The organism is Candidatus Berkelbacteria bacterium, from assembly GCA_016432625.1.
Taxonomy (GTDB): domain Bacteria; phylum Patescibacteriota; class UBA1384; order 2-12-FULL-50-11; family 2-12-FULL-50-11.
Genome location: CP066697.1, coordinates 461,732 through 487,038, shown reverse-complemented (window position 1 = coordinate 487,038; position 25,307 = coordinate 461,732). Strand labels below are relative to the sequence as shown.

Genomic DNA, 25,307 nt, shown 5'->3' with positions numbered 1-25,307 from the left:
GCTTGCAAGCCACTAACAAATTGGCACCCATCTTCTTAGTCCCCACATTCGGTCGCGCCCAGTTTTACACCCGGCCACGACTACGGGAGAAGTGGGTATCCTACGGTTTGTCGCGAACGACAAACGCGACCGGTTGTGGCTAATCAGCCACAACCGCCCCAAAGGCAGATTCCCTTTATTTTAGATTGAGGACCAATTGTTAGGGCTTGCAAGACCGCCCTATTCTAGCCGAATTAAGGCGGCCACACATTGGCCGCCGATACTCACAGGCTGAGGATTAATAATTTCCCGGTGAGGAAGTAGCTGAGCTGGACTAAATAGTTAAGCAGGAACCCAAACGCCAAGAAAATCAAAACAAAAAAGATCATCGGGTTTGCGCTCAGAGCGTAGTAGGCTCGGTCACTGATAAACAAGCGCAAAATTCTGGAACCGTCTAACGGTGGCACAGGTATTAAATTGAAGAACATCAGGAAAACATTGAGATAAACTGACGCGACAAGGACCTCTCTCCACACCCCGTATGAGCCTACTAAGTTAGCAACAAAGGCAAAGAGTGCGGCTAAGAGTAGATTGCTCAGCGGTCCAGCCAAGGCTACCTGAAGCCCCTGTAAGCGTGGGTTGTCGAAATTGTCTTCATTGACCGGTACCGGCTTACCCCAGCCAAAGACCGGAAGCTCTAGGCCAAAAGCTCTAAGGAGCAACAATCCCACAAGGAGCGTCGTGCCAACTGGATCCCAGTGGGCGAGCGGGTTGATCGTTTGCCGTCCTTCGCGCTTGGCAGTATCGTCACCGAAAATGGAAGCCACTAGAGCGTGAGCGTACTCATGCACCGACAGGCTGAGGAGAATGACAATAATAAGAATTAAACTGACCCCGAAATCTTGAAGCTGCATCAGTAATAATATATGATATCCACTAGTGTATCGCTAGTGATAGTCGACAGGACGTCGACTTTCCCTAGAGACTTTACGTCTCGGCGGGTATACCCATTCAAAATGCTTGGATCAAAATCTCTAAAAACCATTCGTACGGAAATTTGCCAGATTTGTGGTAAGTCACCGCAAGTTGGCTATAACCGCCCAAAGTCACTGCATAAAACACAGCGGACAATTTTGCCGAACCTGCAAAAATGGAACGGCCTGCTTATTTGTTCCAGGTGTCGTCGTACTCTCAAGAAGACTACTGTGAAGTAACGGCGCTATCCGCCGCTTCTTTCTTTAAGAATTCCGTTTCGAAGCAATTTTTGCAATAGACTTTAGCCTCAGGGTTTGCCGGCTTAAATAGAACGTCGCCGACCTGGCGACAGACGGAGCAAGTTACCCGAAAATACTCGGTCTCTACTTTTTGCCTATTTTTCTTACGGCACTCTTTGCAGCGAGCTGGTTTGTTTTTGAAGCCACGGGAAAAGAAGAACTCCTGTTCGCCAGCCGTCCAAATGAATTCTTCGCCACAGTCCTTACACTTCAAGGACTTGTCTTGGTATTCCTGTTCCATGACCACCATTCTACCACTACCGCAGTCTCGCTAAAAAATGAGTTTTTCTTTACAATCCATGCATGCAGCCCGGACGATCCTATCTGGTAAACTACCTCGACCCGTCCGAACCGCGGTTTGCGCTTTGGTCGAAGATCGATCAAACGTGGGTTGAGGCAGATACGCTCGGTGTTAAAGAAGCCAGACACCTCATCGCCCAGGCGAGTTTGCAACCTTTTGGGGACGCAAGGCTGATGGCTATTCGCCACGCCGATGCCTTGAGCGAGGCAGTGCAGAACACTTTGCTCAAACTCCTCGAGGAACCGCCCCTTTTCCTGACGGTGATTTTGGAGGTCGTAAATCCGGCAAGTTTATTGCCGACGATTCAGTCGCGCTTGCACCGTCTCGATAGCGCTATTCGGGAAACTGACCTAGAGCCAGAAAAACTGTTTACCGACTACCGCGAAGCAAGAGCCGTTTTAGAACAAGTCAAAGACCGAAGTAAGTTGGAAAAGCTTCTTATAAAGATGCTGTCTACCGCTAAGACGCAATTGACGGATTTGCCGAACAAAAGTAAGGTTCTTCAGGTTAATCTACTCGACCGAGCCATAAGAAGATTGCGTCAAAACGCTAATCAGAAGCTGGTAATTGACTCCTTCCTCTTGAACTGGCCGTTCAACTCGAGTACGAGTGAGAGTTGAGTACTAAAAAATGACTGCCCAAATAATCTTTTTCGTCGCCGTTGCCTTATTCATCGTTTTGTTGTTGCGGCGTTTTACGATGATTGAAAGCGTCTGGCTGTTCATTATCAGAATTGCGAAAGCATTTTTGGCGATTATTTTAAGCTTGCTTAACAAGATTAAAAGCGGGGTCAGCGACAGGACGAAGGCGGTTCGCGTACCGCGTTTCAATCCGGGTGGATTAAATACTCCGAGACGCGCCGTAAATACTTCGCAGGGCGATTCTAATTTCTGGAAAGAAGAAGCCTTAGGCGATCGGGCAGAATTAATGACCCACTACGAGGAAGGGGAAGCGCTTTTTAAAAGCGGCAAACTCGAAGAGGCGGAGCGTTTTTTCTTAACAGCAGCAACGCGAAACCCCAAAGACTCTAAAGTTTACGCCAGGTTGGGGCTGATTTACCTGCAACGCAAGAGCTACTCGGACGCAATCGAGGCTCTCAAAGTTGCGGTAAAGCTCGATAAGTACAATCCGTCCAGGCATTACAATTTGGCGCTTGCCTACGAAGGCAAGAACGACAACCAGCGGGCGATTGCCACCATCCGTGAAGCTATAAGCCTTGATCCGGTCTCTCCGAAATACCGTGCACTCCTTGAGCAATTACTAAACAAAAAGTAGAATAACTGGAGCGCCACCTTAGCTCAGAGGCCAGAGCGGCTGTTTTGTAAACAGCGGGTCGTCGGTTCGATTCCGACAGGTGGCTCGATGTCGGAACGAACTCGTGAGTATTCCGACAGGTGGCTCAATGCTACTGAGGAATGAGCCTTGAGCGAGTATCCCGACAGTTGCTCAAATCCTGTATTTTCAACCTGTTCTTTGATAAAATTTAACAACGCGCTGGGGTAGCGAAGCGGTCAAACGCATCTGACTGTAAATCAGACGGCCCTGTGCCTTCGTAGGTTCGAATCCTACCCCCAGCACATTCGTTTAATCTCCAACAACGAGCGACAGTGTTGCTGGATACGATTAAACGAGATGCTGCCAGAATAAAATAGAATGTACCTTGTTGCGGCAGCGAGCGTTTAGTAGACAGTAATACTGTCGCGACAAGCCATCTTAGCTCAGTGGTAGAGCACTTCCATGGTAAGGAAGGGGTCTCGGGTTCAATCCCCGAAGATGGCTCAGAAATCTAGAAAAGGAAACAAATGGCAAAGAAAAAAGCAGCCCGAACAATAATTCATCTTGAATGCACCGAGTGCCACGAGATTAATTACCATACAGAAAAAAACAAAACCAAAACCCCCGACCGTCTGCAGCTGAAGAAGCTCTGCACCCGTTGCGGTAAAGTCACCCTTCACAAAGAAGGTAAGTAAGACTTTGCAAGGCGGGGCAAACGTGATTAGGTCGAAGAAATGCCTCGTCTTGTAGCTCTTGTAGGAATGCCGGGAAGCGGCAAATCAGTTGCCACGGCAATATTCGTTTCAAACGGCTTCCAAAAAATATATTTTGGCGACCTGACTTTTGAAAAACTCCAAGAAGAGGGTCTCGAGGTCAACGAAAAAAATGAGCGATTGATGAGGGAGCGCTTGCGCGCTGAACATGGAATGAGCGCCTACGCCAAGCTTAGTATCCCCAAAATCGAACGGCTGCTGAAAAAGGGAGACGTGGTGATCGAAAGCATGTATTCCTGGGAAGAGTATTTAGTGTTGAAAGAAAAGTTTCCGTATCTAGAAGTGATGGCGATCTATTCGCCGCCGCAACTTAGAGCGAAACGTCTCGCGGTCCGTCCGCATCGGCCGCTGAGCGAATCTGAGGTTCGTTCGCGAGACCATAGTCAAATTGAAAAGCTTCAGCAGGCCGGCCCTATTGCCATGGCCGACGTGACGGTGGTAAATACTGGATCAGAGGAAGAGCTAAAAAAAGAGGTGGAGAAATACATAGATGGCAAGAAAGCCTAAGCTACCAGAGTACAAGCGAGTCGGTTGGGACGAATATTTCATGAACGTCGCCAGAGTCGTGGCGACTCGGGGCACTTGCGACCGTAAGCACGTTGGTGCCGTCATTGTCCGCGACCGTGTTATTCTCTCGACTGGTTATAACGGCTCTATCCGTGGCCTACCGCACTGTGACGAAATTGGGCACGACATGGTTAACGGACACTGCGTCCGCACGATTCACGCCGAAACTAACGCACTCGTTCAAGCTGCCCGAAACGGTGTGGCTGTAGACGGTGCCGAAATTTACATCACTGCTAGTCCCTGCTGGGAGTGTTTTAAGCTGCTGGCTAACGCCGGCATCAAAAAAATTGTTTACGGCGAGTTTTACCGCGAGCCAAAGATTCGCGACACCTCTTTGAAACTCGGCATCCAACTAGTTGATCTAAGCGAGACCCAAGAATCTGGCAGATCAACAGAGTCTTCCGGCCACACCGCCTAGGCGGCAGATTTTCAGCCAATTACTTGATAGAATTACTCTGTTCGAGTTCGCTCGAATTATAGGGGTGTAGCTCAGCCCGGCAGAGCAACGGTCTCCAAAACCGTGTGTCGCAGGTTCAAATCCTGTCACCCCTGCAAAAAGAAGAACGCCCATTCGGGCGTTCTTCTTTTTGTGGTGTCTGGCTTGAACCAGGTTCACTAGCGACGAAGCGTTAGCGTAGTAGCTTTCCGAGGAGCGATAGCGACGAGACTTCCTGTCACCCCTGCGAAACCGCCTACAGACAGATTGTGGGTCTTTATTTACCGAAGCTAGGCGGCATTGACAGAGCGCTTACGACATCAGTAGAGTAATAAAGTACAGTATAAAAAGGAGGGGTTTTGGCTCAGAACGACCAAAAAAATCAGGAAGAAATTGCCCAAGTTGAGGCGACAAAGAGTCCGTTCGACACCTTTGGGGTGGCAATTTTCCTTGTCGTTTTGGTAGAAATCCTACTTCTTATTGGCTTAAACCTTTACCAAAAAAGTCGAGCCCAGACTATCGGTAACAAAATCAGCGCAAGCCAAAAGACACTCGCGTCGCCGGAATACACCACCCTTAATACTCAACTTGAAGAAGTCTTGGCTGGACAGAAGCTTCTACAAACGGTACTTGATAGCAAGGTTAATTGGTCGCAGTTTTACACCATGCTAAACGCCGTGACGCCTAAAAATGTCAAGGTTAACAGTATCCAGCTTAATGTAAACGGAACGTTCCGCCTTGATGGGGAGACACAAAGCATGAGCAGTTTGGCCCAGGCATTAGTGGTATGGCAAAAGGGCTCCACTGCCGCCCCGACTCCTTTTAGTAGCGCTAAACTCAGCAATAACGGTTTCGCGACAAAGGATGGCAACCGTATCGTCAGCTTTACCATCTCCGGCAGCCTTAATATGGGAGTACTGAAATAATGCTAAATAAATCGAACCGCGGCTTCTTACTTCTGCTCGTTGCCATTATCGGCTGGTTCTTCATCGTTCGGCCACAAATTAATGTTTTCACCGAGCGCTCACTGGAATCCAAGGTCAAGCAAGAGGAGCTGTTTTCTTATGAGCAACGCATTGAAGATATAACCTTTATTCGAGACAAAGGTGAATCAATCCAATCTGTCTTGCGAGCTCAATATCTAGCGATGCCTAAAACTGGCCAAATTCCTGAGGTACTGGTGATGATCGAGGCGCTTGCCGCTTCAAGCGGTGTAACTCTTGGTTCCGCCACAGTTGGCGAAGCTAACGGCAGTGAGGTACCGGTTACGGTTGCCTTCACCGGTGGCCTAGGGACAGTAACCTCGTTTTTGAATTCCTTGCACAATAATATTCGCACCGTGATTATCAAAGACCAATCAATGATCGCCGATAATAATGGTACTCTGACAGTAACGATGCAGCTTGGATTAGTATTCCAGGGGGAGGCTCAATAATGGGTTCACGTTACGCACACCGAGTTCAAACGTTAATTGGCCTCGCACTGCTACTTATCGCTGTCCTAGGCTTCATCGTCTCACTGCTACTCAATCTGCCACGTTCAGCCGATGTTGCCGCAAAGGCGAAGCCTCTCGACATCTTGCCTCGTGACTTTTTCTCTGGTAATGCAGTGACAGAGGCGGTCCGCAAACTAAACGTACCTAACGGCGTGCCGGTTAGCTTCGACGCCAATAATATTGGCCGGTCGAACGTCTTTGAGCGTTATTAATATAAATGTATGACGCTACACGTTCTGCCCCAGCTTTACGCTAACAGCACCAAGTCGTTTCTAAAATTGCTAATTGACAAAAGCTTGATAAAGCCGGGGTTTTCGTCAATTCTGGGCGGTAAATATCTCGACGAAGTCGATCGCTACCTCTTAAGTCATCATCTGGTTGATGAGCTAGAGTTAGCCAAAGCTTACGCAGAGTTCTACGAACTGCCCTTCATGCATTTGGTTAACAAGCCTATCCCAGCTGAAACCGCGCGTTTACTTCCTGAGGTAGTGGCTCGCAAATATAGCACTCTAGTCTACGATCTCGATCGTCTTGATCTCTGGGTAGCCGTTGGCGACCCAGCAAAACTGCAACGTAACGCCCCCGATATGCTTGTAAAGTTACGCCAGCAAAAAGGTCTCAAGGTGCATCTCTCGATCGCGTCGCGCATCGAAATCGAAGCCGCCCTAGATAAGATTTACCACCGCCCGGATGTCTCCCCTCGGCCGATTATGCCGCCGCGCCACGAGGAACTTTCATCGAAAACAGCACCCATTACCTCCTCCGAGCAGCCGCATGTTGAAAAGGAAGAAAAATTTACACCTCCAGCAAAAAGCCCGATTCCGACTTTTTTAAAGCCGGAACATGTTATTGAGCAGGAACACAACACTGAAGCAACGGATGTCGCTAAAATTCCGCTCATCCAGTCTCGTCCAGCAGCACCGGCCGGTTTAGTTAAAACTGTTGAAGAGCGTCCCAAGACGATTGATTTACGAAATATGCAAATACCGGAGGAAGTTCTTAATAAGATCCCGGTTAATGTGGCCGAGAAGTACCAAATCATCGTTTTTGCAGCAGTTGAGCCAAAAAGCAAACTGGAACCATCGCTCATCAAGGTTGCTGCCGTTAACCCCGACGACGTCAAGGTCCGAGAGATCTTGAGCTATATCGAATCGCGAAACAAAGTCTTGGTTGACCGTTACCGAACCGACCTTAACTCCTTTGAGGTAGCGCTCAAGCTTTATCCGCGCGAGGCTTCAGAAGCCGCCCAAATAGTAACTGAGCACGAGGACAAGCAAGCGACCGCTCCAGTCATGCCGACGCCTCAGAAAAAAGACGCCGAGCAGCCCTCGCCAATCAACAACGCGCCGAAACCGCCGCTTCTGCAGCCAACCAAACCTGAGGCTCACAAGCCGCAGGCCGATATCATGGTCGAGAAGGGCGACGGCATTAAGCTCTCGGCCACGGACATCATTAGTCGCCCTTCTGAGGACACTGGTGAAGAACTGCAGCGACTAGCTAAAGAACAAGAGCTAAGCCTTGAGAACCAGAACCTTGACCGATTGCTCAAAGAACCGGTTACCAGTCCTGACCTTCTGGCTAAGGTCTTTAAAAACGGCCGTATTCCGGAGATTGTTGCCGGGACGCTATTCCTCGCTATTAGAATGAAGGCAAGTGACGTTCACGTCGAAGCGGAACAGGAAAGCGTCCGGGTCCGCTTTCGTATCGACGGCATCCTGCACGATGTTATTCGAGTGCCGCATTTTCTACACGCCCCGCTCATCTCTCGAATCAAAATTCTCTCCAAAATGAAGATCGACGAGCAGCGTATTCCGCAAGACGGTAGGTTCGACGTGGTGATCGATAATCGCCAAGTCGACCTTCGTGTCTCAACAATGCCGACCGTCCACGGCGAAAAGGTTGTGATGCGTCTGCTCGATAAGTCAGAAGGCGTTCTGTCCCTTGAACAGCTTGGGGTGACCGGAACTAACTTTGACCGGCTGATTGAAAACATCAACAAACCGTACGGTATTATTCTTGCTACCGGGCCGACCGGTTCGGGTAAATCAACAACTCTATACGCCGTTTTAACAAGAATTAGTAAGCCAGGCGTTAATATCATCACGCTTGAAGATCCCGTCGAATACGAACTCCCGGGTATCAACCAGGCGCAAGTTAAGCCGGGTATCGGCTTTACCTTTGCTGAGGGCCTGCGCTCGGTTCTGAGGCAAGATCCTAACGTTATCATGGTCGGAGAGGTCCGCGACCTCGAAACTGCCGCGATGGCTACTCACGCCGCCTTAACGGGTCACTTAGTGCTTTCGACGCTTCACACCAACGACGCTGCTGGCGCCCTGCCACGAATGATCAATATGGGCGTTGAGCCGTTTCTTATTACCTCATCTGTTAACGCCGTAGTCGGTCAACGTTTGGTTCGCAAAATCTGCGATAATTGCAAAAAGAAAGCGCCAATTCCACCGGCAGTGTTGTCGCACGTCAAGAAAGAGCTTGAAGCCTTGCCTTCAGGGAAGCTTAAGAATATTAACCTTGAATCGCTAGTTTTCTATAAGGGCGAGGGTTGTTCGCAATGCACAGACGGTTATAAAGGACGAATCGGCATTTACGAGGTGTTAACGATGAGCGAAAAAATCGAATCGCTCGCCGTTAGCAAGGCTCCTGCCTCCGAGATAAAGAAGGCTGCGGTTGATGCGGGGATGATAACTATGTCACAAGATGGTTTAATAAAAGCATTGAAGGGCATCACGACAATTGATGAAGTCCTTCGGGTCACAACGACTCAAATTAAAGAATTACCTGTCTAGAGGGGAATTGGGAGGAAAATGTCAGATGCAATGACCGCCGAGATGAAGCAACTGCTCGACTTGGCGATCGAGAAAGGGGCGAGCGACCTACACATTACCGTAGGTGTGCCGCCAACAATTAGAATCGACGGTAAACTTTTCCCGTTAACTGAGCACGGCGCCGTTACACCTGAATCCGCCGAGCGTTTATTAATGAGTATTATGGTCGCCGAGCAAATCGAGCGACTTCACCAACGTCGTGAGCTGGACTTTTCTTTTGGTTACGGCAAAACTCGTTTCCGAACTAACGCCTTCTACCAGAAGGGGGCGCTATCAGCTGCTCTCAGGCTTATCCCGATGGCGATTAAAGCGATGGACGAACTCGGTATCCCGCCGATCCTGGAACGTTTTACTGAACCTAGCCAAGGCTTCGTTATCATTACCGGGCCAACTGGTCACGGTAAATCCACCACGCTCGCGGCGCTTATTGAGTCGATCAACCAGAAGCGGGCAGAACACGTGATTACGATCGAAGATCCGATCGAATATGTCTTCGAACACAAGAAGTCGATTATAGTTCAACGGGAAATTGGCAGCGACACCAACTCGTTTAGTCGCGCCTTGCGCTCCGCTCTACGAGAAGATCCGAACGTTGTGCTCGTCGGCGAAATGCGAGACCTCGAAACTATTGAAGCCGCCCTCACCCTGGCGGAAACTGGCCACTTGGTGTTTACGACGCTTCACACTAACTCCGCTGCCCAAACCGCCGACCGTATCATCGACGTCTTCCCGCCGCACCAACAGCAGCAGGTTAGAATGCAGCTCGCGAATGTTTTACTCGGTGTCGTCTCACAACGCCTACTGCCGCGCGTACAGGGCGGCCGGGTCCTGGCGACAGAAATTATGGTTGCTAACTCTGCAGTCCGTAATACTATCCGCGAAGGCAAAACCCATCAATTGCCCAATATTATCCAGACTTCTGCCTCAGAAGGCATGATCGCTCTCGACAAAGTCTTGGCGGAGCTCGTCAGTCGCGGCGAGATTACCATTGACACCGCCCTCTCCTGGGCGCTCGATCCGAAAGCCTTTAAGATGATGGTGTACTAAGAATAGAGATGGCCAAACGCGCTTACGATTTTGCTGCAGTACTAACACGTCGGGTCTCGGCTTCCGATAAGGCCTTTATCGCCCGGCAGTTAGCGGTAATGATCGAATCGGGCTTGCCGATTACTCAGGCCATCCGCTCGTTAATCGAGCAAACGGTTAATCCTTCAGTCGAAGAAGCACTCGGCGTTATCCTCAAAGACCTCGAGAACGGTTACAAGTTCTCAGACGCTATCAAAAAGCACCCAAGAATATTCAACACCGTTTTCGTGGCGGTTATCGCCGCCGGTGAAGCAACCGGTAAGCTGGATGTTGCTTTGGATCTGCTGGCGACCGAGCAGGAGCGGGATCAGCGTTTCCGAGGACGGGTAATTGGCGCCTTGCTTTATCCGGCGTTCATTGTTGGAGCAATGATAATCGTCGCCATTATCATGGTAACCCGCATCGTCCCTGCGCTAGAGTCAGTTTTCAAAGAGGCAAATGTTGATCTGCCCTGGATGACCAGAGTAGTTATCGGCATCACGAACAGCCTTATTAACTACTGGTGGCTCTACATCATCGGCATAATCGTCGTGGTTGCTTGGTTTCTGCGCTGGTTACATTCTGATGAGGGAAAACGTTCATTCAATAACCTTGTCTTACGTTTGCCGGCCTTTGGCTTACTGATACGTAATCTTGAGATGGCGCGTTTCACGGGGATATTTGCCTTGATGGTACAGAGCGGCGTACCGATTATTCACGCCATTGAGTCGGTAGCCCAGGTGCTCGATAACGAAATCTATCGCGAAGCCCTATTAAACGTTGCGCGTAACGTCGAGCGTGGCTCACCGATTGCCCAGAGCATGACCAAGTACGACGTTTTCCCGCCCACTGTTACTCAGATGGTGGCCGTCGGGGAAGAATCTGGAAAGTTGGAACAGGTTCTATACCGTTTAAGTACCTACTACGAGGCCGAAACTGATCAAAACATCAAAAACGTCACCGCCTTAACCGAACCAGTAGTCTTTATTGTTGTCGGCTTGGGTGTTGCTTTCCTGGTCTTCTCGATAATCGTGCCAATTTATAACCTAGCTAGCGTTATAAAGTAAATTGGCGCGGTTATGCCCGTCAGGGATATCATTGTCCCGATCTACAACCTAGCCAGCGTCATTAAGTAGCTCGGCCTTGGTAGCGAGCTTTCTAGCGGTTGAGCTTGTCTTTGCCTCAACCGCTTGACACGGCCTTCAGTTCAACAGATATTAGTACTATGACTTTCACTGCAGTTAGTGTGGTCGACGGGAGTCGGGGTCCTGCACAATTTAGTGCAGGGTACAGTTGTTTGTGGCTCGAATATTCAGCCATAAACGCTGTTAAATGATTGGAGGGAAATGAAAAAAGGTTTTACCCTTATTGAACTATTGGTTGTTATTGCCATCATCGGTATCTTGGCAGCACTTGTCATCGTCTCTTTGAGCGGTGCCAGAAGTAAGGCTCAAGACACCCAGCGCAAGAACAACGCCAGAAACCTTGATACTGCTTTAGCGACGTTCTACGTCGACAAGAGCGGCTACCCAGCTAGCGATACAACAGATGACGTTAACGGATTCCAGTTTGGTACTAACCAAAGTACGACTCCGGCTTGTGCGGCACCTCTGGCGCAGCTTGTTGGCACCGGTGCGTATCTCGCGACTCACACTGCTTGCCACGAGAGTCAAGCCGATGCTACCAACCCAAAGCGTTACGCAACGTCAGCTAACTCTAGCGGAACAGCTGCTAACTACACTCTTGGCTGGCAGCTTGCCTCGGTAACCGACACGATTATCACTAGCGGCAACGGTGTTTACCAAGCTGATCTCGACGGTGATGTTTTAACTGGTGGTACTGTTGACTTTACTAACGTCGGTCCTTTTGGGGACAACGCGCTCGTATTCGTCACTTACGGTCCACAGTAGTCTGCGCTTGCTTCAAGCAAGAAAGAAAAACCCCCGCTCGGGGGTTTTTCTTTTTAGGTGACAGTATATTATTGAGTAGATATGAAGAGGGGATTTACTTTGATCGAGCTTCTGATCACAATTGCGATCATCGGTATTCTTGCCTCGCTCGTCCTGGTGGCACTAAACAGCTCTAGGAACCGAGCACAGGATGCCCAACGTAAAAGTAACGCTCACAACTTGGACGCGGCTTTGGCACGCTTTTACTTAGACAAAAGTGGCTATCCGGCCGACACCAACTCGGAGGTCGCTGATGGCATAGATATCGAAGCGGCAGATAATACATGTGGCGAGCCACTTCAATCGGCGTTAGTTATCGGTGGTCACCTTTCTTCAGGCTCAACTTGTCAGGAAATTGCCAGCAATCCTCAGCGTTACGCTACCTCGGCCAGCGTTAACGGCGTAGCGACCGACTACTCGATCGGCTGGCAGTTGTCCGCTCGTAGTGACGAGCCGATCTCGACAGGAAATGGTACCTATCAGGCTGATGGCAGTGGTGCAGTCGATACGGGCGGCGCGATTAACTTTACCCTCGACGGACCGTTTGAAGATGGCGCTTACGTCTTCGTAACCTATGGCCCGCAATAAACCGGCCTAACCGCTTGGATTTTAACTAGTTTATCTTTAAGCTGAGTATATGGGTGGGGTAATCTTTGTTTTCATCTTCGGCCTAATCATCGGCTCTTTCCTTAATGTTGTCATTGCCAGGTTTGACGACTGGCAATCAATTATGCGCGGTCGCTCACATTGCCCCAAGTGTAAAAAGAGTCTTTCTTGGTTTGATCTAATTCCTCTACTCAGCTACGTCGTCCTGCGCGGTCGCTGCCGCCACTGCCAACAACCTATCAGCGCCCAGTACCCGATCGTGGAGTTTTCCACGGCAGCGCTTGTGGCGGCCGGTTACTACCTGGTTTTCGTGATTGCTGACTTGGCGGGTTGGCAAGGGGTGGCCGCCTTTATCGCTTACATTGTCACTATTAGCGCCCTGGTGACGATTTTCTTCCATGACCTGTATGAAATGCTGGTGCCGGAGGTTATGTCCTACGTTGCCCTAATTGGGGCGACTGTTTTCTCGTTGTTTTACCACCAAGATCCGCTCGTCACGCTTTATGGAGGCTTGGCGGCGCTCATCCCGATTGCTTTACTGGTTTACCCGACACGTGGAATCTGGATGGGGGAGGGGGATGTCAAAATTGCCGCTGCACTAGGGCTGCTTGTAGGCTGGCCATCGGCCGTGGTGTTTCTAGTCGGCTCCTTCATTATCGGCGGCATATTTGGGGCTTATTTACTGCTTCGCGGCCAAGTTAAACTAAAATCGGCTGTGCCATTTGCACCATTCCTAATTATCGCCGGGCTGCTCGCCCTGTACTGGGGTCCGCAATTGGTAGAATGGTATCTAGGGATGCTTGGCTATGGCTACTAAACGAGGTTTCACGCTAATTGAGCTATTGGTAACGGTTGCCATTATGGGTCTGATGCTCAGCTTACTCGTACCGATGGTTGATCGCTCGCTCGGGAAAAACCGTGTGGCAACCGACGCTGAAATCTTCCGCTCTAAAATCGAAGAAGTTAGATTACTTTCTGGTTCTACCCAACAGACTGACGAAACGCCCGGTAGTAACTTCACCTACGACGAAACAGGTTATTACGGTATCTGGTTTCACAGTGACGCTTATCGTAGCAGTCACTATGATATCGTGCGCTTGTCTTATCCGTTAAATGCCTCCGGAGCGCCGTGTAAGCCCGGGGATGTTCAGTTGCAAGCCTGGAATCAAGACGGGCCCTGTTTTGTTGAACGCGTCAACATGAGTAAGGGTGTGACACTAAGCTGCAAGATTTGCGGGGACACTGCCGAATCACGCAGCAATCACTTCGTTGTCTTTCGCGTTCCGACCCGTCAAATGTTTCACATTCGGGTCGAAGGCTCCGCCTGGATCGAAGAAGGACCGGTTTTTGGTAACCCGTTACTTGAATTGACTTTCACCAACAAAAAAGCAACAGTAGCCATAGAGCCGTACACGGCTAAGGTTGGCGTGACGTATAGCGAAAACTGATGGAGGGGACTTTGACTAAGGACTACAAACCCGGTTTCGTGCTCATAAGAGCAAGGCGACCTGCTTTCACACTTTTGGAGATCTTAATTGCTGTCGGGGTGCTTTTTATCGTTGGCTCAGCAGTCGTTTCCCTATCAAATACTTTAATACAGGGAACTGTTAACACCGCCGACTCGACAGTGACTAATCTTTGGGCTGTCGAAGGTTTGGAGATGGTAGCTAAAAACCGTGACGATCGCCTAAATTCGGCCAATAATCTTACTTGGCTAGATCAAGCAAGGTCGCTCGAAGACTACGGCTGGTACTATGCTTATCTCAATCCGGAAACCGAAAAAGTCGAGCTAACACGTGCCGCTATCAATAACGATCCAAATTATCTTCATATCAAGAAGTCTGAGGTGATGGCTTTGAACGATTCCAAAGCAATCTTGCAGAGCGAGGGCTTGTCGGCGCGCCGCTTGATTTGCGTTGAGGCAATAGGTGTTCCGAGCGTTAACGAGACCCAAAACACCGACCGCTTAAGATGTAACCTCGATAGAAATTCAAACCAACGTTATAACGACGGCGATCTTCAGGGTAATCGTACTGTTGGAACTGATTGCTACAACAATGACCTCTACTGCATTATGACTAAGCCCAGTCTAAACCTTAATAACGCTACGAGTACCTACATTCCAACCGGGAACGCGGTCAAGGTTCGGTCAGTCGTGGTTTGGCAAACGACGCAGGGTTACCGCACCAGCGAGATGAGTACCATCATGACGAACTGGAAAGCGGTGGATCACTAGCCATGGCTCAATTTGACAGAGAAACAAAACTCCCCGGCTACACCCTGTTGGAAATGTTAACTGTGAGCGGCCAACGGCCGCGAAAAGTAGCATTGCCTGGCTATACCTTGTTGGAAATGCTAATCTCCGTCGCCATTTTCTCCGGCCTGGTTATTTTAATCCTCGCCGTCTTCGTGCGCACAACAGGTTCAGCAGCCCGGGTCAGTGTCCTGCGTGAAAAATCCGAAGCCGCCCGTTCGGCGATCGCTAGAATTACCAACGATTTTCGTTACATATATTACGACAAACAAATTACCCTCGGCGATCCAGGTGACAACGGCTGGAAGTTTACCGGATTCTATTTCATAAACGATGCCGGATTCAACGATGTCGTGATGCTGCTTAAGCACCCAAAGGCAACCGACCAACAACTGGTGTTCAAGCGCTATAGCACTACGAGCGATTCGCTGTCCCCAGAAAGTCGGGCTATCAAAGTCCGAGAGTTTCGAGGCTGTAAAATTGAGCTCATTAACGGCGTGCCAACAGTTTATTTATCGCGCTGCGATAATTTCGCTACTGCCGAGTATCAGTCGATGCTGGATGAAGGCTACGTACTCAATAATGATATAAACAAACCAATCTTTAACGGCGTTCGCCCTAATGACCCCGTGTTCAGTAATATTACCGGCTACCTCAGGATCTCAATGAATTTTAAATCTATTGATTACTTAAAGAAGCTTTGCGGGTCAACTGAAATACCCGATGGCGCTTGCTACAAAGTTGAGACGGTATTAACCGCCGAGGGGGTAAGATCATGAGTCAGCTAATTGCTAAGAAAAAGGGCTCGGCTTTAGTCTTTGTATTAATTATAATTGCCGGCATTATGACGGTAACAATTGGTGCCCAACGGCTTTCGCTAATTCAGTTCAACCAGTCGGCTCGAGAAGAAGACAATACTTTTGCCTTTTACGCTGCAAAGTCGGGGGTTGAAGACGGTTTGCTACGCTTCCGGCATCAGCGCAACGTCGAGACCGCTGAGAATAAAACGCATCGCTTCGACGTTACAGCCGGCATTAGTTTTGATGAAATTGCGGCCAATCAAACCATCGAAACCACTCTTGGCTACAAGCCATCGCACCAATACTACGACCTCTCGATTGATTATAAGACAACTCAAATTGGCGACTTCAACTTCAATAACAACCCATCGCCCTTAATGCAGGACGACGAGTTACAGCTAACAGGGTTCCCCAACGACACCGTTTATAGTAATGATTATTTCCTGCGTTATGCCTTCCAGTTTGTTGGTGAAGGCAACTGTTACAGCCGCGGCGCGTTTGTGGAAATTCAACAGGTGGTGACAACTACAACTGGTCAAACCACGTACAGTCTGCGCCGAGCCGTCGCTGAACCTAATAATAGAGTCGATTCACTAGGTACGAACTTGCCGATCGCGACCGGATCAAACCTCTCCAGCTACATTAGGATACGACCGTATCACTGCAATGTTAATTACGCTTTCGTCACCGCCACTAGCCCTAACAGCACTGGTGGGGGACCAAAGTTTGACGGCTTAATCACTAATATCACCGCGACGGGTTACTATGGCGACACTAAGCGGACTCTTCAGGCTAAGGTTGATCGCAAGTCAGGCACTCTGATCGGAATCTACGACTTTAACCTCTACTCAGGCACTGGTAATATTGCTCCGTGAGTAAGGCTACTGTTTATACTGATGGAGCTGCCCGAGGTAACCCCGGAAGGGCCGCTATCGCATTTGTCATCAACATTGATGGCGATATTACCGAGCACGCTGAAGTGATTGGCTCGACGACAAATAATCAAGCAGAGTACCGAGCGATGCTTGCAGCCTGCCAGGAGCTTGCCAAACACAGCCTCAAGAACGCCGAGATTACCTTCAATTCTGACTCAGAGCTGATGGTTAAGCAGCTGTTAGGCGAATACCGCGTTAAGGACGCTGATCTTAAACCCCATTTTGCGGCGATCCGAGAGCTGATCGATAACTGGGAGCGTGCCGGTAACGACGTTGAATTAGTCGCAGTGCGACGTGAATTTAACAAACGCGCTGACCAGCTGGCAAATATCGCTCTAGACGCCTAAGGTCATAGTAATGCTCCGTTTTATTAGTCTCGTTTTCCGTGGAATGAGTTTCTAATGAAAAGATTCCTGTCTTTGCCAATCGACTGGTTTTTACTGGCAATCCCACTTCTCCTAGTGGTAGTCGGAACCATCACGATTTACACCATTACTTTCAACCAATACCACACTTCTTTGGCCGTTGACCAAGCTATCTTTGCGGCACTGGGAGTCGTAGCACTCCTGGGACTTATGTTCTCCGATTACCGTTTCTTGGGATCAATCGCGGGCCTACTCTACGCGGCAGGACTGTTACTGCTCATCCCGCTCTTACCGCCGCTTGCGCCTAAGCTGCCCTTCGTTTTGAAGGTCTTCGGTGCATACCGCTGGCTTAATTTTGGTATTTTTCAGCTTCAGCCTGCCGAAATCTTTAAGCTGATTGCCGGAATTGCCGCTGCTAAGTACTTGTCGGGCTATATAAGCGCCATCAACTGGAAGCGTTTGCTGGGCTACGTGGCGCTTACCGGGATTCCGACAGCGTTAGTACTCTTGCAGCCGGATCTTGGCACAACGGCAGTCGTTTTTACGGTTTTCTGCGGTATTTTTTTGGCGGCGAGACCATCTGGCAAGACGATCGCGCTTGCAGGTGTAGCGCTCGTGATTGCCCTAACAGTAGCTTGGTTTTCTCTACAGGATTATCAGAAGCAACGTATCGAAACTTTTCTTAACCCAGCAAGCGATCCCCAAGGCGAGGGTTACAATGTCCGCCAAGCGCTCATCGCCATCGGCAGCGGAGGTTTAACTGGACGCGGATTTGGCCAAGGTTCACAAAGCGTATTGAACTTCTTGCCCGTTGCTCACGCAGACTTTATCTTCGCGGGCTACGCTGAGGCGACAGGATTTGTTGGTTCTGGCACGTTGCTTATTCTGTACGTCGTCCTAATTCATCGGATTATCGCTATCGCCAGCTCATCAACTGATCCGTTCGGCCGGCTGCTGGCGATTGGTATTGGCTCCAAGCTAATGTTTCAAGTTACCGTTCATATTGGCATGAACCTTGGACTACTGCCAGTTACCGGGATTCCGTTGCCGTTCATGTCTTACGGCGGCACTGCTCTCGTGATTGACCTAGCTTCAATCGGAGTTCTTCAAAGTATCTATATTCGTCATAAAAGGGCGCTTTTTGCGAGTTAGCGGTAACAGGCTTCTTCTACTAGACTTAATATCTCTCGAGGGGTACAATAACTGATGTTATGACCGATACGTTATTCTCTGTAGTTGAATTAGGCGGCAAGCAGCACTTAGTGGCTGCCGGAACTCGTATTACCACCAATCGCCTCAAAGCCAAAGAAGGCGAAATCCTCGAGCTGAAAAGCCTCGACGACAGCTCGCCAGTATCGCTTAAAGTCATTACTCACAGTTTAGGCAAAAAAATTAACGGCCTTAAGTTCAAGAACAAGGTCCGTTATCTCAAGCGCTACGGTCACCGCCAAACGCAAACCGTTTTAGAAGTAACCGCCATTGGCGGCGTCAAGAAGGCTGTTGCCATTGAGGAAAAGGTGGCTAAAACCGCCAAGAAAGCTTCTGCCAAAGCTGCTACCGGGGCAAAGCGAACCAAGAAAGAGGCGAAGTAATGGCACGGATTGCTGCGTTCGGTTACCTAAAATCAACCGTTGAGGAAGGACGCAAAGTCGTTTGGCCTACCAGAGAAACCGTTGTCCGTCACACGATTATGGTCGTTGTTTCAGTCGCCGTAGCGGTATTAATTTTTGCTAGCCTTGATTACGGCCTGAAAAAACTAGTAATTCTAGCAATCGAACGATGAAAGACGATTTAGAATTTCAACCAACTAAGGACGAGCAGCCAGCATCAGGTAGTCGCCAATCCGGCAAAGCCGGCTGGTACGTTATCCACACCTACGCAGGCTACGAAGATCAGGTAGCTGAAAATATCAACCAGCGAGCCGAGACGCTAAAACTCCAGGACTTTATCTTCGAGGTCATCGTGCCAAAAGAGAAACAAATCGAAATTAAGAACGGTAAGCGTAAAGTAGTCGAGAAACGAAGCTTCCCTGGTTATGTTTTCGTAAACATGATTGTTACAGACGAATCCTGGTACGTCGTGCGCAACACCCCTAGCGTTACCGGTTTCTTGGGCTCTGGCGTCCGACCGACCCCAATTCCTGAAACCGAGATTACAACTATCAAGGCCAAAATGGCGCAGGTTGAGCCGGAACATACTGTCGACTTACGTGAAGATGATTTAGTTCGTATCAACGACGGCCCACTTAAGGGTTACGAAGGTAAGATTACCGAAGTCGATCCAAACAAAGGGCGCGTTAAAGTTTCAGTTTCGATGTTTGGCCGCGAAACACCGGTGACTTTAGACTTCTTACAAGTTAAAAAGATATAAATTTATATAAATGGCAAAGAAATTAAAAACTATCGTTAAACTTCAAGTGCCGGCGGGCCGAGCCACCCCGGCGCCACCTGTTGGTACTGCTTTAGGGCCGCACGGCGTCAACTTGATGGAGTTCGTTAATCAGTTCAATGAGCAGACCCGCGCTATGGGTGATACGGTCGTGCCGGTTGAACTCTCAATCTACGAAGACCGCTCCTTCACCTTTATTACCAAAACTCCACCAGCTGCTAATCAGCTACTCAAAGCGGCTGGCTTACAGAAAGGTTCTCAGACACCCAAAAAGGAGAAAGTTGGCAAAGTGAGCCGTGCCCAAATAAGGGAGATCGCCGAAAATAAGATGGCAGATCTTAACGCTCGCACTACCGAGCAAGCGGAACGAATTATCGAAGGCACAGCCCGGTCTATGGGCATCGAAGTTGAAAAGTAAACGTCTCAATACCCACGACTGGGATCTTACAGCGCTATATAAATCAGACGACGATCCGCAAATAGAGAGAGATCTACAAGAGATTTCTCGTGTCGTTAGTAGTTACGCCAACAAATGGAGAAAGCGCGACGATTATCTTCGTGACCCAGAGGCTCTTCTTGACGCTCTCGAAGAAGGCGAACAGATAGCTGCTCGCCTTGGGATGGAGGGAAAGCCGGGATATTACTTCGGCCTTAAAAGTAACCTCGACTTAAACGACCCGACTATCAAAGCTCGAAATAATAAAATTAACGAGGTTGGCAAAAATAATTCTAACGCCATAAGGTTCTTTCGGCTCAACTTGGGAAAAATTTCCGAAGCCCAGCAAGAAATATTCTTGAATAGTCCGAAACTCAAAAAGTATCATAGATTCCTTGCCCGTCTGTTTAAGCAGGCGGAACATTTTCTTACCGACCCAGAAGAGCGCGTTTTCTCATTACTTCACCCGTCGGCATACAGCCGTTGGACCGAAATGGTTAGCGGGTTCCTGGCAAAAGAAGAAAGAGTGGTGTTACTCGAGGACGGCAAACGCTCAAAAACTAACTACAGCAAGTTACACCACGTGATATTTAGCAAAAACAAAAAGGTTAGAGACGACGCAGCAGCTGCCATAAACGATATCTTATTTCAGCATGTTGAGGTCGCAGAGAATGAGCTGAATGCCATTTTGGAAACTAAAAAGGTCAGTGATGAACTTCGTGGATATACACGTCCCGATGCCGCCCGACATTTAGCAGACGATATTGACAGCACGGTCGTTGATGCGCTAGTCGATGCTGTGAGCAAGCGATTTAAAATTGCCCATCGTTATTACGCGCTTAAAGCTCGTCTGCTCGGTGTATCGAAGCTTGCGTATCATGAGCGGAGTATTAAGTACGGCGATATCGATCACAACTATTCTTACGATAAAGCACTCGACGTTGTCCGAAGCGCATTGTCCAAGGTTGATGAAGAATTTGTGGAGATTTTTGAGAAGTTTGTCGAAAACGGGCAAATTGATGTGTTCCCCAAAAAGGGCAAACGAGCCGGGGCATTTTGCACAATGTATTTGGTCAGCTTACCGACCTACATATTACTCAACCATACTGACAGTTTTCGTGACGTGACGACGCTTGCTCACGAAGTTGGGCACGGAATAAATGACGAATTAATTAAGAAGCGACAGCCTGCGACTTATGCACACACGCCGCTTGCGACCGCGGAGGTGGCTAGTACTTTTATGGAAGATTTCACAGTTGACGAGCTACTCAAGGATGCCGACGATGAGTTACGACTAGCAGTAATGGTAATGAAACTGGGCGATGACATCTCGACAATTATAAGGCAAGTGGCTGCTTATAAATGTGAGCAGGAGTTACACAAGGAATACCGTCAGCGAGGTTACCTTTCTAAAGAAGAAATTGGGAATATATTCCAAGAACACATGCGCTCGTACATGGGTCCAACAGTAGAGCAGTCTCCTGGCAGCGAGAATTGGTGGGTTGGATGGCACCATTTTCGCCGTCCGTTTTATGTATATTCCTACGCAAGCGGGCTTTTAATTTCTAAAGCACTCCAGCGTAAGTTCCGCCAAGAGCCCACTTTCATTCTTAAGATTAAAGAATTCCTATCGGCCGGCTCGTCCGTTTCTCCAAAAAACATTTTTCTAGCACTGGGGATTGATATCGAAGACAAGGCATTCTGGGATCAAGGCCTAGACGAAGTCGAACAGCTTTTACGCGAAACTGAAAAACTGGCCAAAAAGTTGAAAAAAATTTAGGGAGTAAGGGAAAGGCCCCGACATAAATGCCGAGGCCTTTCCCGAAAATCTCCCTACATCCTCACCAGCCTCGTTAAGAATTATTTCGCGCATTTTAATAAGGCGCGGGTTGGCTGAACGCAGAAAGCGGGGATTACCAATACGAACATCTATCAGTCGGGTCTCGTCACTCCTGCGGTGACTCGCCCTCGATCTCAGCTCGTGGCCCTATGGGACCTAGCCCACTCGCTTCCGATACGCTGATTGATTTTCGTATTGGTCTTTAGAATGAGAAGGAAGGGAACCCTCGCTATATGCGTTTGTTTTTTAAGTGCTGAAGGAATTTAACACGACACCTAACAATAGTCAAGAGTCTCATCGCTAATTTTACTTAGGAATTTGCACAGCTAGACGTGTAATATTAGTGATATGTCGAAGACTTCCGGCTACTTTAAAGATGTATCGTTAGAGGAGATTATCTCTTTATCTAGACTTGAGGTAATTGGTCCGCTCTCCTGGCAAAAGCTCCGTCGTGGTTTCAAATCAGCCACAGAATTATTGGCTGCTAAAACAAAAGACTTAATCGCTGCCGGCTTGACCCAACATCAGGCGGAGTGTTTTAGAGATCGTGATACCGATGTCAGTCGTGAGATGAAATTGCTAAAGAGCCGCGACATTAAGCTTATAACTGTAGACGACGCACATTACCCCGCGCTTTTAAAAGAAATTCCTGATTTGCCGCTCTGGCTTTATTATCGCGGGGACTTAGGGGCTCAAAGTGAAGCTAAAACTCTAACAGTTGTTGGCACGCGTAAGCCGAGTACGTACGCCCAAGAGGCGCTGAAAAAACTTCTCCTGCCCGAGCTACTAACCAACATTACAACTGTTTCTGGTCTGGCTTACGGCGTTGATAAATCGGTACACGAACTCAGTCTACGGTATAAAGGAAGGACAATCGCAGTTCTTGCCGGGGGCCTTGACGGCATTTACCCCACCGACCACACCAATTTAGCGGAGAATATTATTGATTCTGGTGGCTTGCTGCTTAGCGAGTACCCGCCCTTAAGTCGCCCACAGCCTTACAAATTTCCAGTTCGTAATCGTATCGGCGCAGCGCTCTCGCCCGCGACAGTAATCGTCGAAGCAAAAATTCGTTCAGGGTCGCTGACCACCGCTAAATCTGCTCTTGATTACAACCGCGACATTTTTGCCATTCCCGCTGACATTACTCGGACTCAGGCCGAAGGTACGAACATGCTTATTAAGCACGGCGCGATACTTCTAGACGACCCGAGTCAACTTCTTCAATACTACGGCCTGGAAAATAACAGCACCGAACGAGTGGCCGTTGACAGTGAGCAGGCAAGACTTCTAAACTTACTTACTGATCGGGCTCTGGATCTAGACGCTATAGTGAGCGAAACTGGGCAAAATATAGAAGAGGTATTAGGATTAATAACGGAGCTCGAACTTGCCGGTGTGATCTACCAAGTTCATCCTGGACAGTATCAGCAGATAAAATAACCATGAAGAAAACTTGTCAGCACGACCAGCAGAGAAAACTTTATAGATGAAGAAGTTGGTAATTGTTGAATCTCCCGCCAAGGCAAAAACTATTTCACAATATTTAGGTAGCGATTACGTCGTCAAAGCTTCATACGGCCACGTTCGTGACTTGCCGAAAAGCAAGCTCGGTATTGACGTTGAGCACAATTATTCTGTCGATTACCTGCCGATCGCTAAGGCGAAGACCGTCGTTAGCGAACTTCGCGAAGCGGTTAAGAAGACCGACGAACTGTATCTCGCAACGGACTTTGATCGCGAAGGAGAAGCAATCGCCTGGCATTTAACAGAGCTCCTGAAGCCGAAGTCTGAGCCAAAGCGAATCACTTTTCATGAGATTACCAAGTCAGCGATTCAAGAAGCCATCGATCATCCGCGAACAATCGACGCCGATTTGGTTGACGCGCAACAGGCAAGACGAATTCTTGACCGCCTAGTTGGCTATAAGCTCTCGCCGTTTCTTTGGAAAAAAGTTTACCGCGGCTTATCGGCAGGACGAGTCCAGTCAGTCGCTGTGCGGCTAATTGTCGAGCGCGAGCGGGAAATTAGCGAGTTCAAAACCCGTGAATTCTGGACACTAGACGCCACGCTTAAAAGCAAGAACGGCGAGTTTGATTCTTATGTTTCAGAAAAAAGTTCGACCAAACCGTTGGAAGTTGAGAAGAGGGCGGATATCGAAAAACTTGCCGCCAAACTCAAGGGTGCTTCGTTAAAAGTCAGTAGCGTCGAGACTGCCGATTCCCAACTTAATCCTCAACCGCCGCTCATTACTTCTACTCTGCAACAACAGTCGGCGCGCTTTTGCCATTTCGCCGCCAAGAAGACGATGAAAATTGCCCAAGACCTTTATGAAGGTGTGGATATTGCCGGTATGGGCACGGTGGCCTTAATCACTTACATGAGGACCGACTCGTACAACCTGGCTGAGCAAGCTCGTAAACAAGCCGCCTCAGTGATCGTTTCTGATTTTGGAGCAAAATATGCTCCGGCCAAGCCGAACGTTTATACCAAAAAAGTTCGGGGAGCACAGGAGGCGCACGAAGCAATTCGACCAACTAACTTCAACCTATCCCCAACGATGCTTAAGGATAAGCTCGATCGTGATCATTTCAAACTTTATGAATTAATTTGGCGTGCTGCTATGGCCTCACAGATGACGCCAGCAAAAGTTGAAACCACCACCGCAACTATCGAGTCTGGTGACGGCACAAAGTTAATCGCTCGCGGCCGCGACCTAAAGTTTGAAGGCTTCTTGAAGGTTTTTCCCGACGACGAAGAGCGCTTCGTCGCACTCCCAGAATTAGCGGAAGGGGAGAGCGTGACTTTCAAAAAACTGGAACCAACACAACATTTCACTCAACCCCCGGCGCGCTATTCCGAAGCGACGCTGGTAAAGGAACTGGAAAAACGCGGCATTGGCCGACCATCAACGTACGCGCCAACGATGTCGACAATCGTCGAACGCGGTTACGTCACAAAGCAGGTCGGACGATTTGTTCCGGAAGACGTCGCCGGCATCGTTAACGACTTACTCGTTGAGCACTTTCCAACGGTGGTTGATTTTAACTTCACCGCCGAAATGGAGGATGAGTTAGATGACATCGCCGAGGGCAAGAAAAAGTTGAATACTGTTCTTGACGAATTTTATAAACCGTTCGCCGAATTGCTTGCCAAAGGCGAAAAAACTGTCGACAAGAAATCTATCGTCGAGGAGAAAACCGATGAGAAGTGTCCGGAGTGTCATAAACCGCTGGTAATTAAGCTTGGCCGTTACGGCAAGTTCTACGCCTGTACAGGCTTTCCGGAATGTAAATATACGGCGCCGATTACTGAGAACATGGACAAAGACGAGCAAAAAGCCGTTGACGAGCAAGAAGGCGGCGCGTGTGAAAAATGCAAAGACGGCAAGCTCGTTTTAAAACAGGGACGGTTCGGTACGTTTTTTGGCTGCTCTAATTACCCAAAATGTAAGTTCACCAAGGCGCTTGTTATTGCTTCGAGCGTGCCTTGCCCTAACTGTGGCAAAGAATTAGTACGCAAGATGACTCGTCGTGGCAAAGCTTTCTGGGGCTGCTCTGGCTACCCGTCTTGCAAGACTGCGTTTTGGGACGAGCCAACAAGCGAAAAATGCCCACAATGCAGCAATATCTTGGTAAAGAAGCGCGCCGGGCTTGCCTGCAGTCAGTGCGACTACACCAAAGAGCCAGCTGGGGCTAGTCCTGAAGTAAAAAGTTAGTACAATGCCCT

The 25,307-nt window shown here is 48.9% G+C and carries 30 protein-coding genes and 4 tRNA genes; 32 read left to right on the top strand and 2 right to left on the bottom strand.

Going from position 1 to position 25,307, the window contains the following annotated elements; translation table 11 throughout:
* Nucleotides 1–263: 263 nt before the first annotated feature.
* Entirely contained in the window at nt 264–893 is a 630-nt protein-coding gene (locus HY845_02855) for a site-2 protease family protein (protein QQG51477.1), read from the bottom strand.
* Between the two features lie 102 nt (nt 894–995).
* Here HY845_02855 and HY845_02850 point away from each other — a divergent pair, with 102 nt between their 5' ends.
* Nucleotides 996–1,193 (top strand): 50S ribosomal protein L28, encoded by a 198-nt coding sequence (locus tag HY845_02850; GenBank protein ID QQG51476.1) that lies wholly within the window; start codon nt 996–998, stop codon nt 1,191–1,193.
* Here the strand turns inward: HY845_02850 and HY845_02845 are convergent.
* The gene (locus HY845_02845) at nt 1,180–1,494 is read right to left on the bottom strand and encodes a zinc-ribbon domain-containing protein (protein ID QQG51475.1); all 315 of its coding nucleotides are present in this window, start codon (nt 1,492–1,494) and stop codon (nt 1,180–1,182) included. The two genes, HY845_02850 and HY845_02845, sit on opposite strands and share 14 nt — an antisense overlap.
* Before the next feature lie 62 nt (nt 1,495–1,556).
* On the opposite strand from HY845_02845, the gene HY845_02840 reads away from it, so the two are divergent.
* The 31 genes from HY845_02840 (at nt 1,557) to topA (ending at nt 25,296) form a co-directional block, all read left to right on the top strand.
* Nucleotides 1,557–2,174 carry a hypothetical protein gene (locus HY845_02840; GenBank protein ID QQG51474.1) on the top strand — a complete coding sequence of 206 codons (618 nt, stop codon included), beginning with the start codon at nt 1,557–1,559 and terminating at the stop codon, nt 2,172–2,174.
* Nucleotides 2,175–2,184: 10 nt separating this feature from the next.
* Entirely contained in the window at nt 2,185–2,829 is a 645-nt protein-coding gene (locus tag HY845_02835; GenBank protein QQG51473.1) for a tetratricopeptide repeat protein, read from the top strand.
* Nucleotides 2,830–2,841: 12 nt separating this feature from the next.
* Nucleotides 2,842–2,914, top strand: a tRNA-Thr gene (locus HY845_02830).
* A gap of 133 nt (nt 2,915–3,047) precedes the next feature.
* A tRNA-Tyr gene (locus tag HY845_02825) sits at nt 3,048–3,131 on the top strand.
* A gap of 130 nt (nt 3,132–3,261) precedes the next feature.
* Nucleotides 3,262–3,333: transfer RNA gene (locus tag HY845_02820), tRNA-Thr, on the top strand.
* A 23-nt stretch (nt 3,334–3,356) separates the two neighbouring features.
* On the top strand, nt 3,357–3,524 hold the full coding sequence (gene rpmG, locus HY845_02815) for a 50S ribosomal protein L33 (protein QQG51472.1): 168 nt from the start codon (nt 3,357–3,359) through the stop codon (nt 3,522–3,524).
* Nucleotides 3,525–3,563: 39 nt separating this feature from the next.
* The gene (locus HY845_02810) at nt 3,564–4,109 is read left to right on the top strand and encodes an AAA family ATPase (GenBank protein QQG51471.1); all 546 of its coding nucleotides are present in this window, start codon (nt 3,564–3,566) and stop codon (nt 4,107–4,109) included.
* A 40-nt stretch (nt 4,110–4,149) separates the two neighbouring features.
* On the top strand, nt 4,150–4,587 hold the full coding sequence (locus tag HY845_02805; protein QQG52155.1) for a dCMP deaminase family protein: 438 nt from the start codon (nt 4,150–4,152) through the stop codon (nt 4,585–4,587).
* Nucleotides 4,588–4,647: 60 nt separating this feature from the next.
* Nucleotides 4,648–4,721, top strand: a tRNA-Trp gene (locus tag HY845_02800).
* 243 nt (nt 4,722–4,964) lie between these two features.
* A complete protein-coding gene (locus tag HY845_02795; protein ID QQG51470.1) occupies nt 4,965–5,531 on the top strand; it encodes a hypothetical protein in 567 nt (188 codons plus the stop codon).
* Nucleotides 5,531–6,040: a type 4a pilus biogenesis protein PilO gene (gene pilO / locus HY845_02790; protein ID QQG51469.1), complete on the top strand. Its 510-nt coding sequence runs from the start codon at nt 5,531–5,533 to the stop codon at nt 6,038–6,040. The genes HY845_02795 and pilO overlap by 1 nt, the downstream gene beginning before the upstream one ends.
* Nucleotides 6,040–6,312, top strand: a complete 273-nt coding sequence (locus HY845_02785; GenBank protein ID QQG51468.1) for a hypothetical protein — start codon at nt 6,040–6,042, stop codon at nt 6,310–6,312. Before pilO ends, HY845_02785 begins: the two co-directional genes overlap by 1 nt.
* A gap of 9 nt (nt 6,313–6,321) precedes the next feature.
* Nucleotides 6,322–8,901 (top strand): Flp pilus assembly complex ATPase component TadA, encoded by a 2,580-nt coding sequence (gene tadA / locus HY845_02780; protein QQG51467.1) that lies wholly within the window; start codon nt 6,322–6,324, stop codon nt 8,899–8,901.
* 30 nt (nt 8,902–8,931) lie between these two features.
* Nucleotides 8,932–9,987 carry a type IV pilus twitching motility protein PilT gene (locus tag HY845_02775; GenBank protein QQG52154.1) on the top strand — a complete coding sequence of 352 codons (1,056 nt, stop codon included), beginning with the start codon at nt 8,932–8,934 and terminating at the stop codon, nt 9,985–9,987.
* An 8-nt stretch (nt 9,988–9,995) separates the two neighbouring features.
* On the top strand, nt 9,996–11,072 hold the full coding sequence (locus HY845_02770) for a type II secretion system F family protein (protein ID QQG51466.1): 1,077 nt from the start codon (nt 9,996–9,998) through the stop codon (nt 11,070–11,072).
* Nucleotides 11,073–11,351: 279 nt separating this feature from the next.
* Nucleotides 11,352–11,915, top strand: coding sequence for a type II secretion system protein (locus HY845_02765; protein ID QQG51465.1), 564 nt, complete (start codon nt 11,352–11,354; stop codon nt 11,913–11,915).
* Between the two features lie 81 nt (nt 11,916–11,996).
* Nucleotides 11,997–12,542, top strand: a complete 546-nt coding sequence (locus tag HY845_02760; protein QQG51464.1) for a type II secretion system protein — start codon at nt 11,997–11,999, stop codon at nt 12,540–12,542.
* Nucleotides 12,543–12,591: 49 nt separating this feature from the next.
* On the top strand, nt 12,592–13,377 hold the full coding sequence (locus tag HY845_02755) for a prepilin peptidase (GenBank protein ID QQG51463.1): 786 nt from the start codon (nt 12,592–12,594) through the stop codon (nt 13,375–13,377).
* Nucleotides 13,367–14,008, top strand: a complete 642-nt coding sequence (locus HY845_02750) for a type II secretion system protein (GenBank protein ID QQG51462.1) — start codon at nt 13,367–13,369, stop codon at nt 14,006–14,008. The genes HY845_02755 and HY845_02750 overlap by 11 nt, the downstream gene beginning before the upstream one ends.
* Nucleotides 14,008–14,796 carry a hypothetical protein gene (locus tag HY845_02745; GenBank protein QQG51461.1) on the top strand — a complete coding sequence of 263 codons (789 nt, stop codon included), beginning with the start codon at nt 14,008–14,010 and terminating at the stop codon, nt 14,794–14,796. The genes HY845_02750 and HY845_02745 overlap by 1 nt, the downstream gene beginning before the upstream one ends.
* A 2-nt stretch (nt 14,797–14,798) precedes the next feature.
* Nucleotides 14,799–15,593 (top strand): hypothetical protein, encoded by a 795-nt coding sequence (locus HY845_02740; GenBank protein QQG51460.1) that lies wholly within the window; start codon nt 14,799–14,801, stop codon nt 15,591–15,593.
* Nucleotides 15,590–16,489: a hypothetical protein gene (locus HY845_02735; protein ID QQG51459.1), complete on the top strand. Its 900-nt coding sequence runs from the start codon at nt 15,590–15,592 to the stop codon at nt 16,487–16,489. The genes HY845_02740 and HY845_02735 overlap by 4 nt, the downstream gene beginning before the upstream one ends.
* Nucleotides 16,486–16,896 carry a ribonuclease HI family protein gene (locus HY845_02730; GenBank protein ID QQG51458.1) on the top strand — a complete coding sequence of 137 codons (411 nt, stop codon included), beginning with the start codon at nt 16,486–16,488 and terminating at the stop codon, nt 16,894–16,896. Before HY845_02735 ends, HY845_02730 begins: the two co-directional genes overlap by 4 nt.
* Nucleotides 16,897–16,950: 54 nt before the next feature.
* Entirely contained in the window at nt 16,951–18,066 is a 1,116-nt protein-coding gene (locus HY845_02725; protein ID QQG51457.1) for a rod shape-determining protein RodA, read from the top strand.
* 59 nt (nt 18,067–18,125) lie between these two features.
* Nucleotides 18,126–18,506, top strand: coding sequence for a bL21 family ribosomal protein (locus tag HY845_02720; GenBank protein QQG51456.1), 381 nt, complete (start codon nt 18,126–18,128; stop codon nt 18,504–18,506).
* Nucleotides 18,506–18,697, top strand: coding sequence for a preprotein translocase subunit SecE (gene secE / locus HY845_02715; GenBank protein QQG51455.1), 192 nt, complete (start codon nt 18,506–18,508; stop codon nt 18,695–18,697). The genes HY845_02720 and secE overlap by 1 nt, the downstream gene beginning before the upstream one ends.
* Nucleotides 18,694–19,284 (top strand): transcription termination/antitermination protein NusG, encoded by a 591-nt coding sequence (gene nusG, locus HY845_02710; protein ID QQG51454.1) that lies wholly within the window; start codon nt 18,694–18,696, stop codon nt 19,282–19,284. The genes secE and nusG overlap by 4 nt, the downstream gene beginning before the upstream one ends.
* A gap of 10 nt (nt 19,285–19,294) precedes the next feature.
* Nucleotides 19,295–19,720: a 50S ribosomal protein L11 gene (gene rplK, locus HY845_02705; GenBank protein ID QQG51453.1), complete on the top strand. Its 426-nt coding sequence runs from the start codon at nt 19,295–19,297 to the stop codon at nt 19,718–19,720.
* On the top strand, nt 19,710–21,518 hold the full coding sequence (locus HY845_02700) for a M3 family oligoendopeptidase (GenBank protein QQG51452.1): 1,809 nt from the start codon (nt 19,710–19,712) through the stop codon (nt 21,516–21,518). The genes rplK and HY845_02700 overlap by 11 nt, the downstream gene beginning before the upstream one ends.
* 408 nt (nt 21,519–21,926) lie before the next feature.
* Nucleotides 21,927–23,021 (top strand): DNA-protecting protein DprA, encoded by a 1,095-nt coding sequence (gene dprA / locus HY845_02695; GenBank protein ID QQG51451.1) that lies wholly within the window; start codon nt 21,927–21,929, stop codon nt 23,019–23,021.
* Between the two features lie 46 nt (nt 23,022–23,067).
* Entirely contained in the window at nt 23,068–25,296 is a 2,229-nt protein-coding gene (topA, locus tag HY845_02690; GenBank protein QQG51450.1) for a type I DNA topoisomerase, read from the top strand.
* The last annotated feature ends 11 nt before the right edge of the window (nt 25,297–25,307 follow it).

Coding starts and splice junctions, on each gene's coding strand:
- HY845_02740 (QQG51460.1), top strand. CDS start 14,799: ATGGCTCAATTTGACAGAGAAACAAAACTCCCCGGCTACACCCTGTTG.
- HY845_02750 (QQG51462.1), top strand. CDS start 13,367: ATGGCTACTAAACGAGGTTTCACGCTAATTGAGCTATTGGTAACGGTT.
- HY845_02805 (QQG52155.1), top strand. CDS start 4,150: ATGAACGTCGCCAGAGTCGTGGCGACTCGGGGCACTTGCGACCGTAAG.
- secE (QQG51455.1), top strand. CDS start 18,506: ATGGCACGGATTGCTGCGTTCGGTTACCTAAAATCAACCGTTGAGGAA.
- nusG (QQG51454.1), top strand. CDS start 18,694: ATGAAAGACGATTTAGAATTTCAACCAACTAAGGACGAGCAGCCAGCA.
- HY845_02745 (QQG51461.1), top strand. CDS start 14,008: ATGGAGGGGACTTTGACTAAGGACTACAAACCCGGTTTCGTGCTCATA.
- HY845_02840 (QQG51474.1), top strand. CDS start 1,557: ATGCAGCCCGGACGATCCTATCTGGTAAACTACCTCGACCCGTCCGAA.
- HY845_02810 (QQG51471.1), top strand. CDS start 3,564: ATGCCTCGTCTTGTAGCTCTTGTAGGAATGCCGGGAAGCGGCAAATCA.
- HY845_02755 (QQG51463.1), top strand. CDS start 12,592: ATGGGTGGGGTAATCTTTGTTTTCATCTTCGGCCTAATCATCGGCTCT.
- dprA (QQG51451.1), top strand. CDS start 21,927: ATGTCGAAGACTTCCGGCTACTTTAAAGATGTATCGTTAGAGGAGATT.
- rpmG (QQG51472.1), top strand. CDS start 3,357: ATGGCAAAGAAAAAAGCAGCCCGAACAATAATTCATCTTGAATGCACC.
- HY845_02735 (QQG51459.1), top strand. CDS start 15,590: ATGAGTCAGCTAATTGCTAAGAAAAAGGGCTCGGCTTTAGTCTTTGTA.
- HY845_02760 (QQG51464.1), top strand. CDS start 11,997: ATGAAGAGGGGATTTACTTTGATCGAGCTTCTGATCACAATTGCGATC.
- HY845_02855 (QQG51477.1), bottom strand. CDS start 893: ATGCAGCTTCAAGATTTCGGGGTCAGTTTAATTCTTATTATTGTCATT.
- HY845_02850 (QQG51476.1), top strand. CDS start 996: ATGCTTGGATCAAAATCTCTAAAAACCATTCGTACGGAAATTTGCCAG.
- topA (QQG51450.1), top strand. CDS start 23,068: ATGAAGAAGTTGGTAATTGTTGAATCTCCCGCCAAGGCAAAAACTATT.
- HY845_02775 (QQG52154.1), top strand. CDS start 8,932: ATGACCGCCGAGATGAAGCAACTGCTCGACTTGGCGATCGAGAAAGGG.
- HY845_02785 (QQG51468.1), top strand. CDS start 6,040: ATGGGTTCACGTTACGCACACCGAGTTCAAACGTTAATTGGCCTCGCA.
- tadA (QQG51467.1), top strand. CDS start 6,322: ATGACGCTACACGTTCTGCCCCAGCTTTACGCTAACAGCACCAAGTCG.
- pilO (QQG51469.1), top strand. CDS start 5,531: ATGCTAAATAAATCGAACCGCGGCTTCTTACTTCTGCTCGTTGCCATT.
- rplK (QQG51453.1), top strand. CDS start 19,295: ATGGCAAAGAAATTAAAAACTATCGTTAAACTTCAAGTGCCGGCGGGC.
- HY845_02835 (QQG51473.1), top strand. CDS start 2,185: ATGACTGCCCAAATAATCTTTTTCGTCGCCGTTGCCTTATTCATCGTT.
- HY845_02765 (QQG51465.1), top strand. CDS start 11,352: ATGAAAAAAGGTTTTACCCTTATTGAACTATTGGTTGTTATTGCCATC.
- HY845_02770 (QQG51466.1), top strand. CDS start 9,996: ATGGCCAAACGCGCTTACGATTTTGCTGCAGTACTAACACGTCGGGTC.
- HY845_02720 (QQG51456.1), top strand. CDS start 18,126: ATGACCGATACGTTATTCTCTGTAGTTGAATTAGGCGGCAAGCAGCAC.
- HY845_02725 (QQG51457.1), top strand. CDS start 16,951: ATGAAAAGATTCCTGTCTTTGCCAATCGACTGGTTTTTACTGGCAATC.
- HY845_02845 (QQG51475.1), bottom strand. CDS start 1,494: ATGGAACAGGAATACCAAGACAAGTCCTTGAAGTGTAAGGACTGTGGC.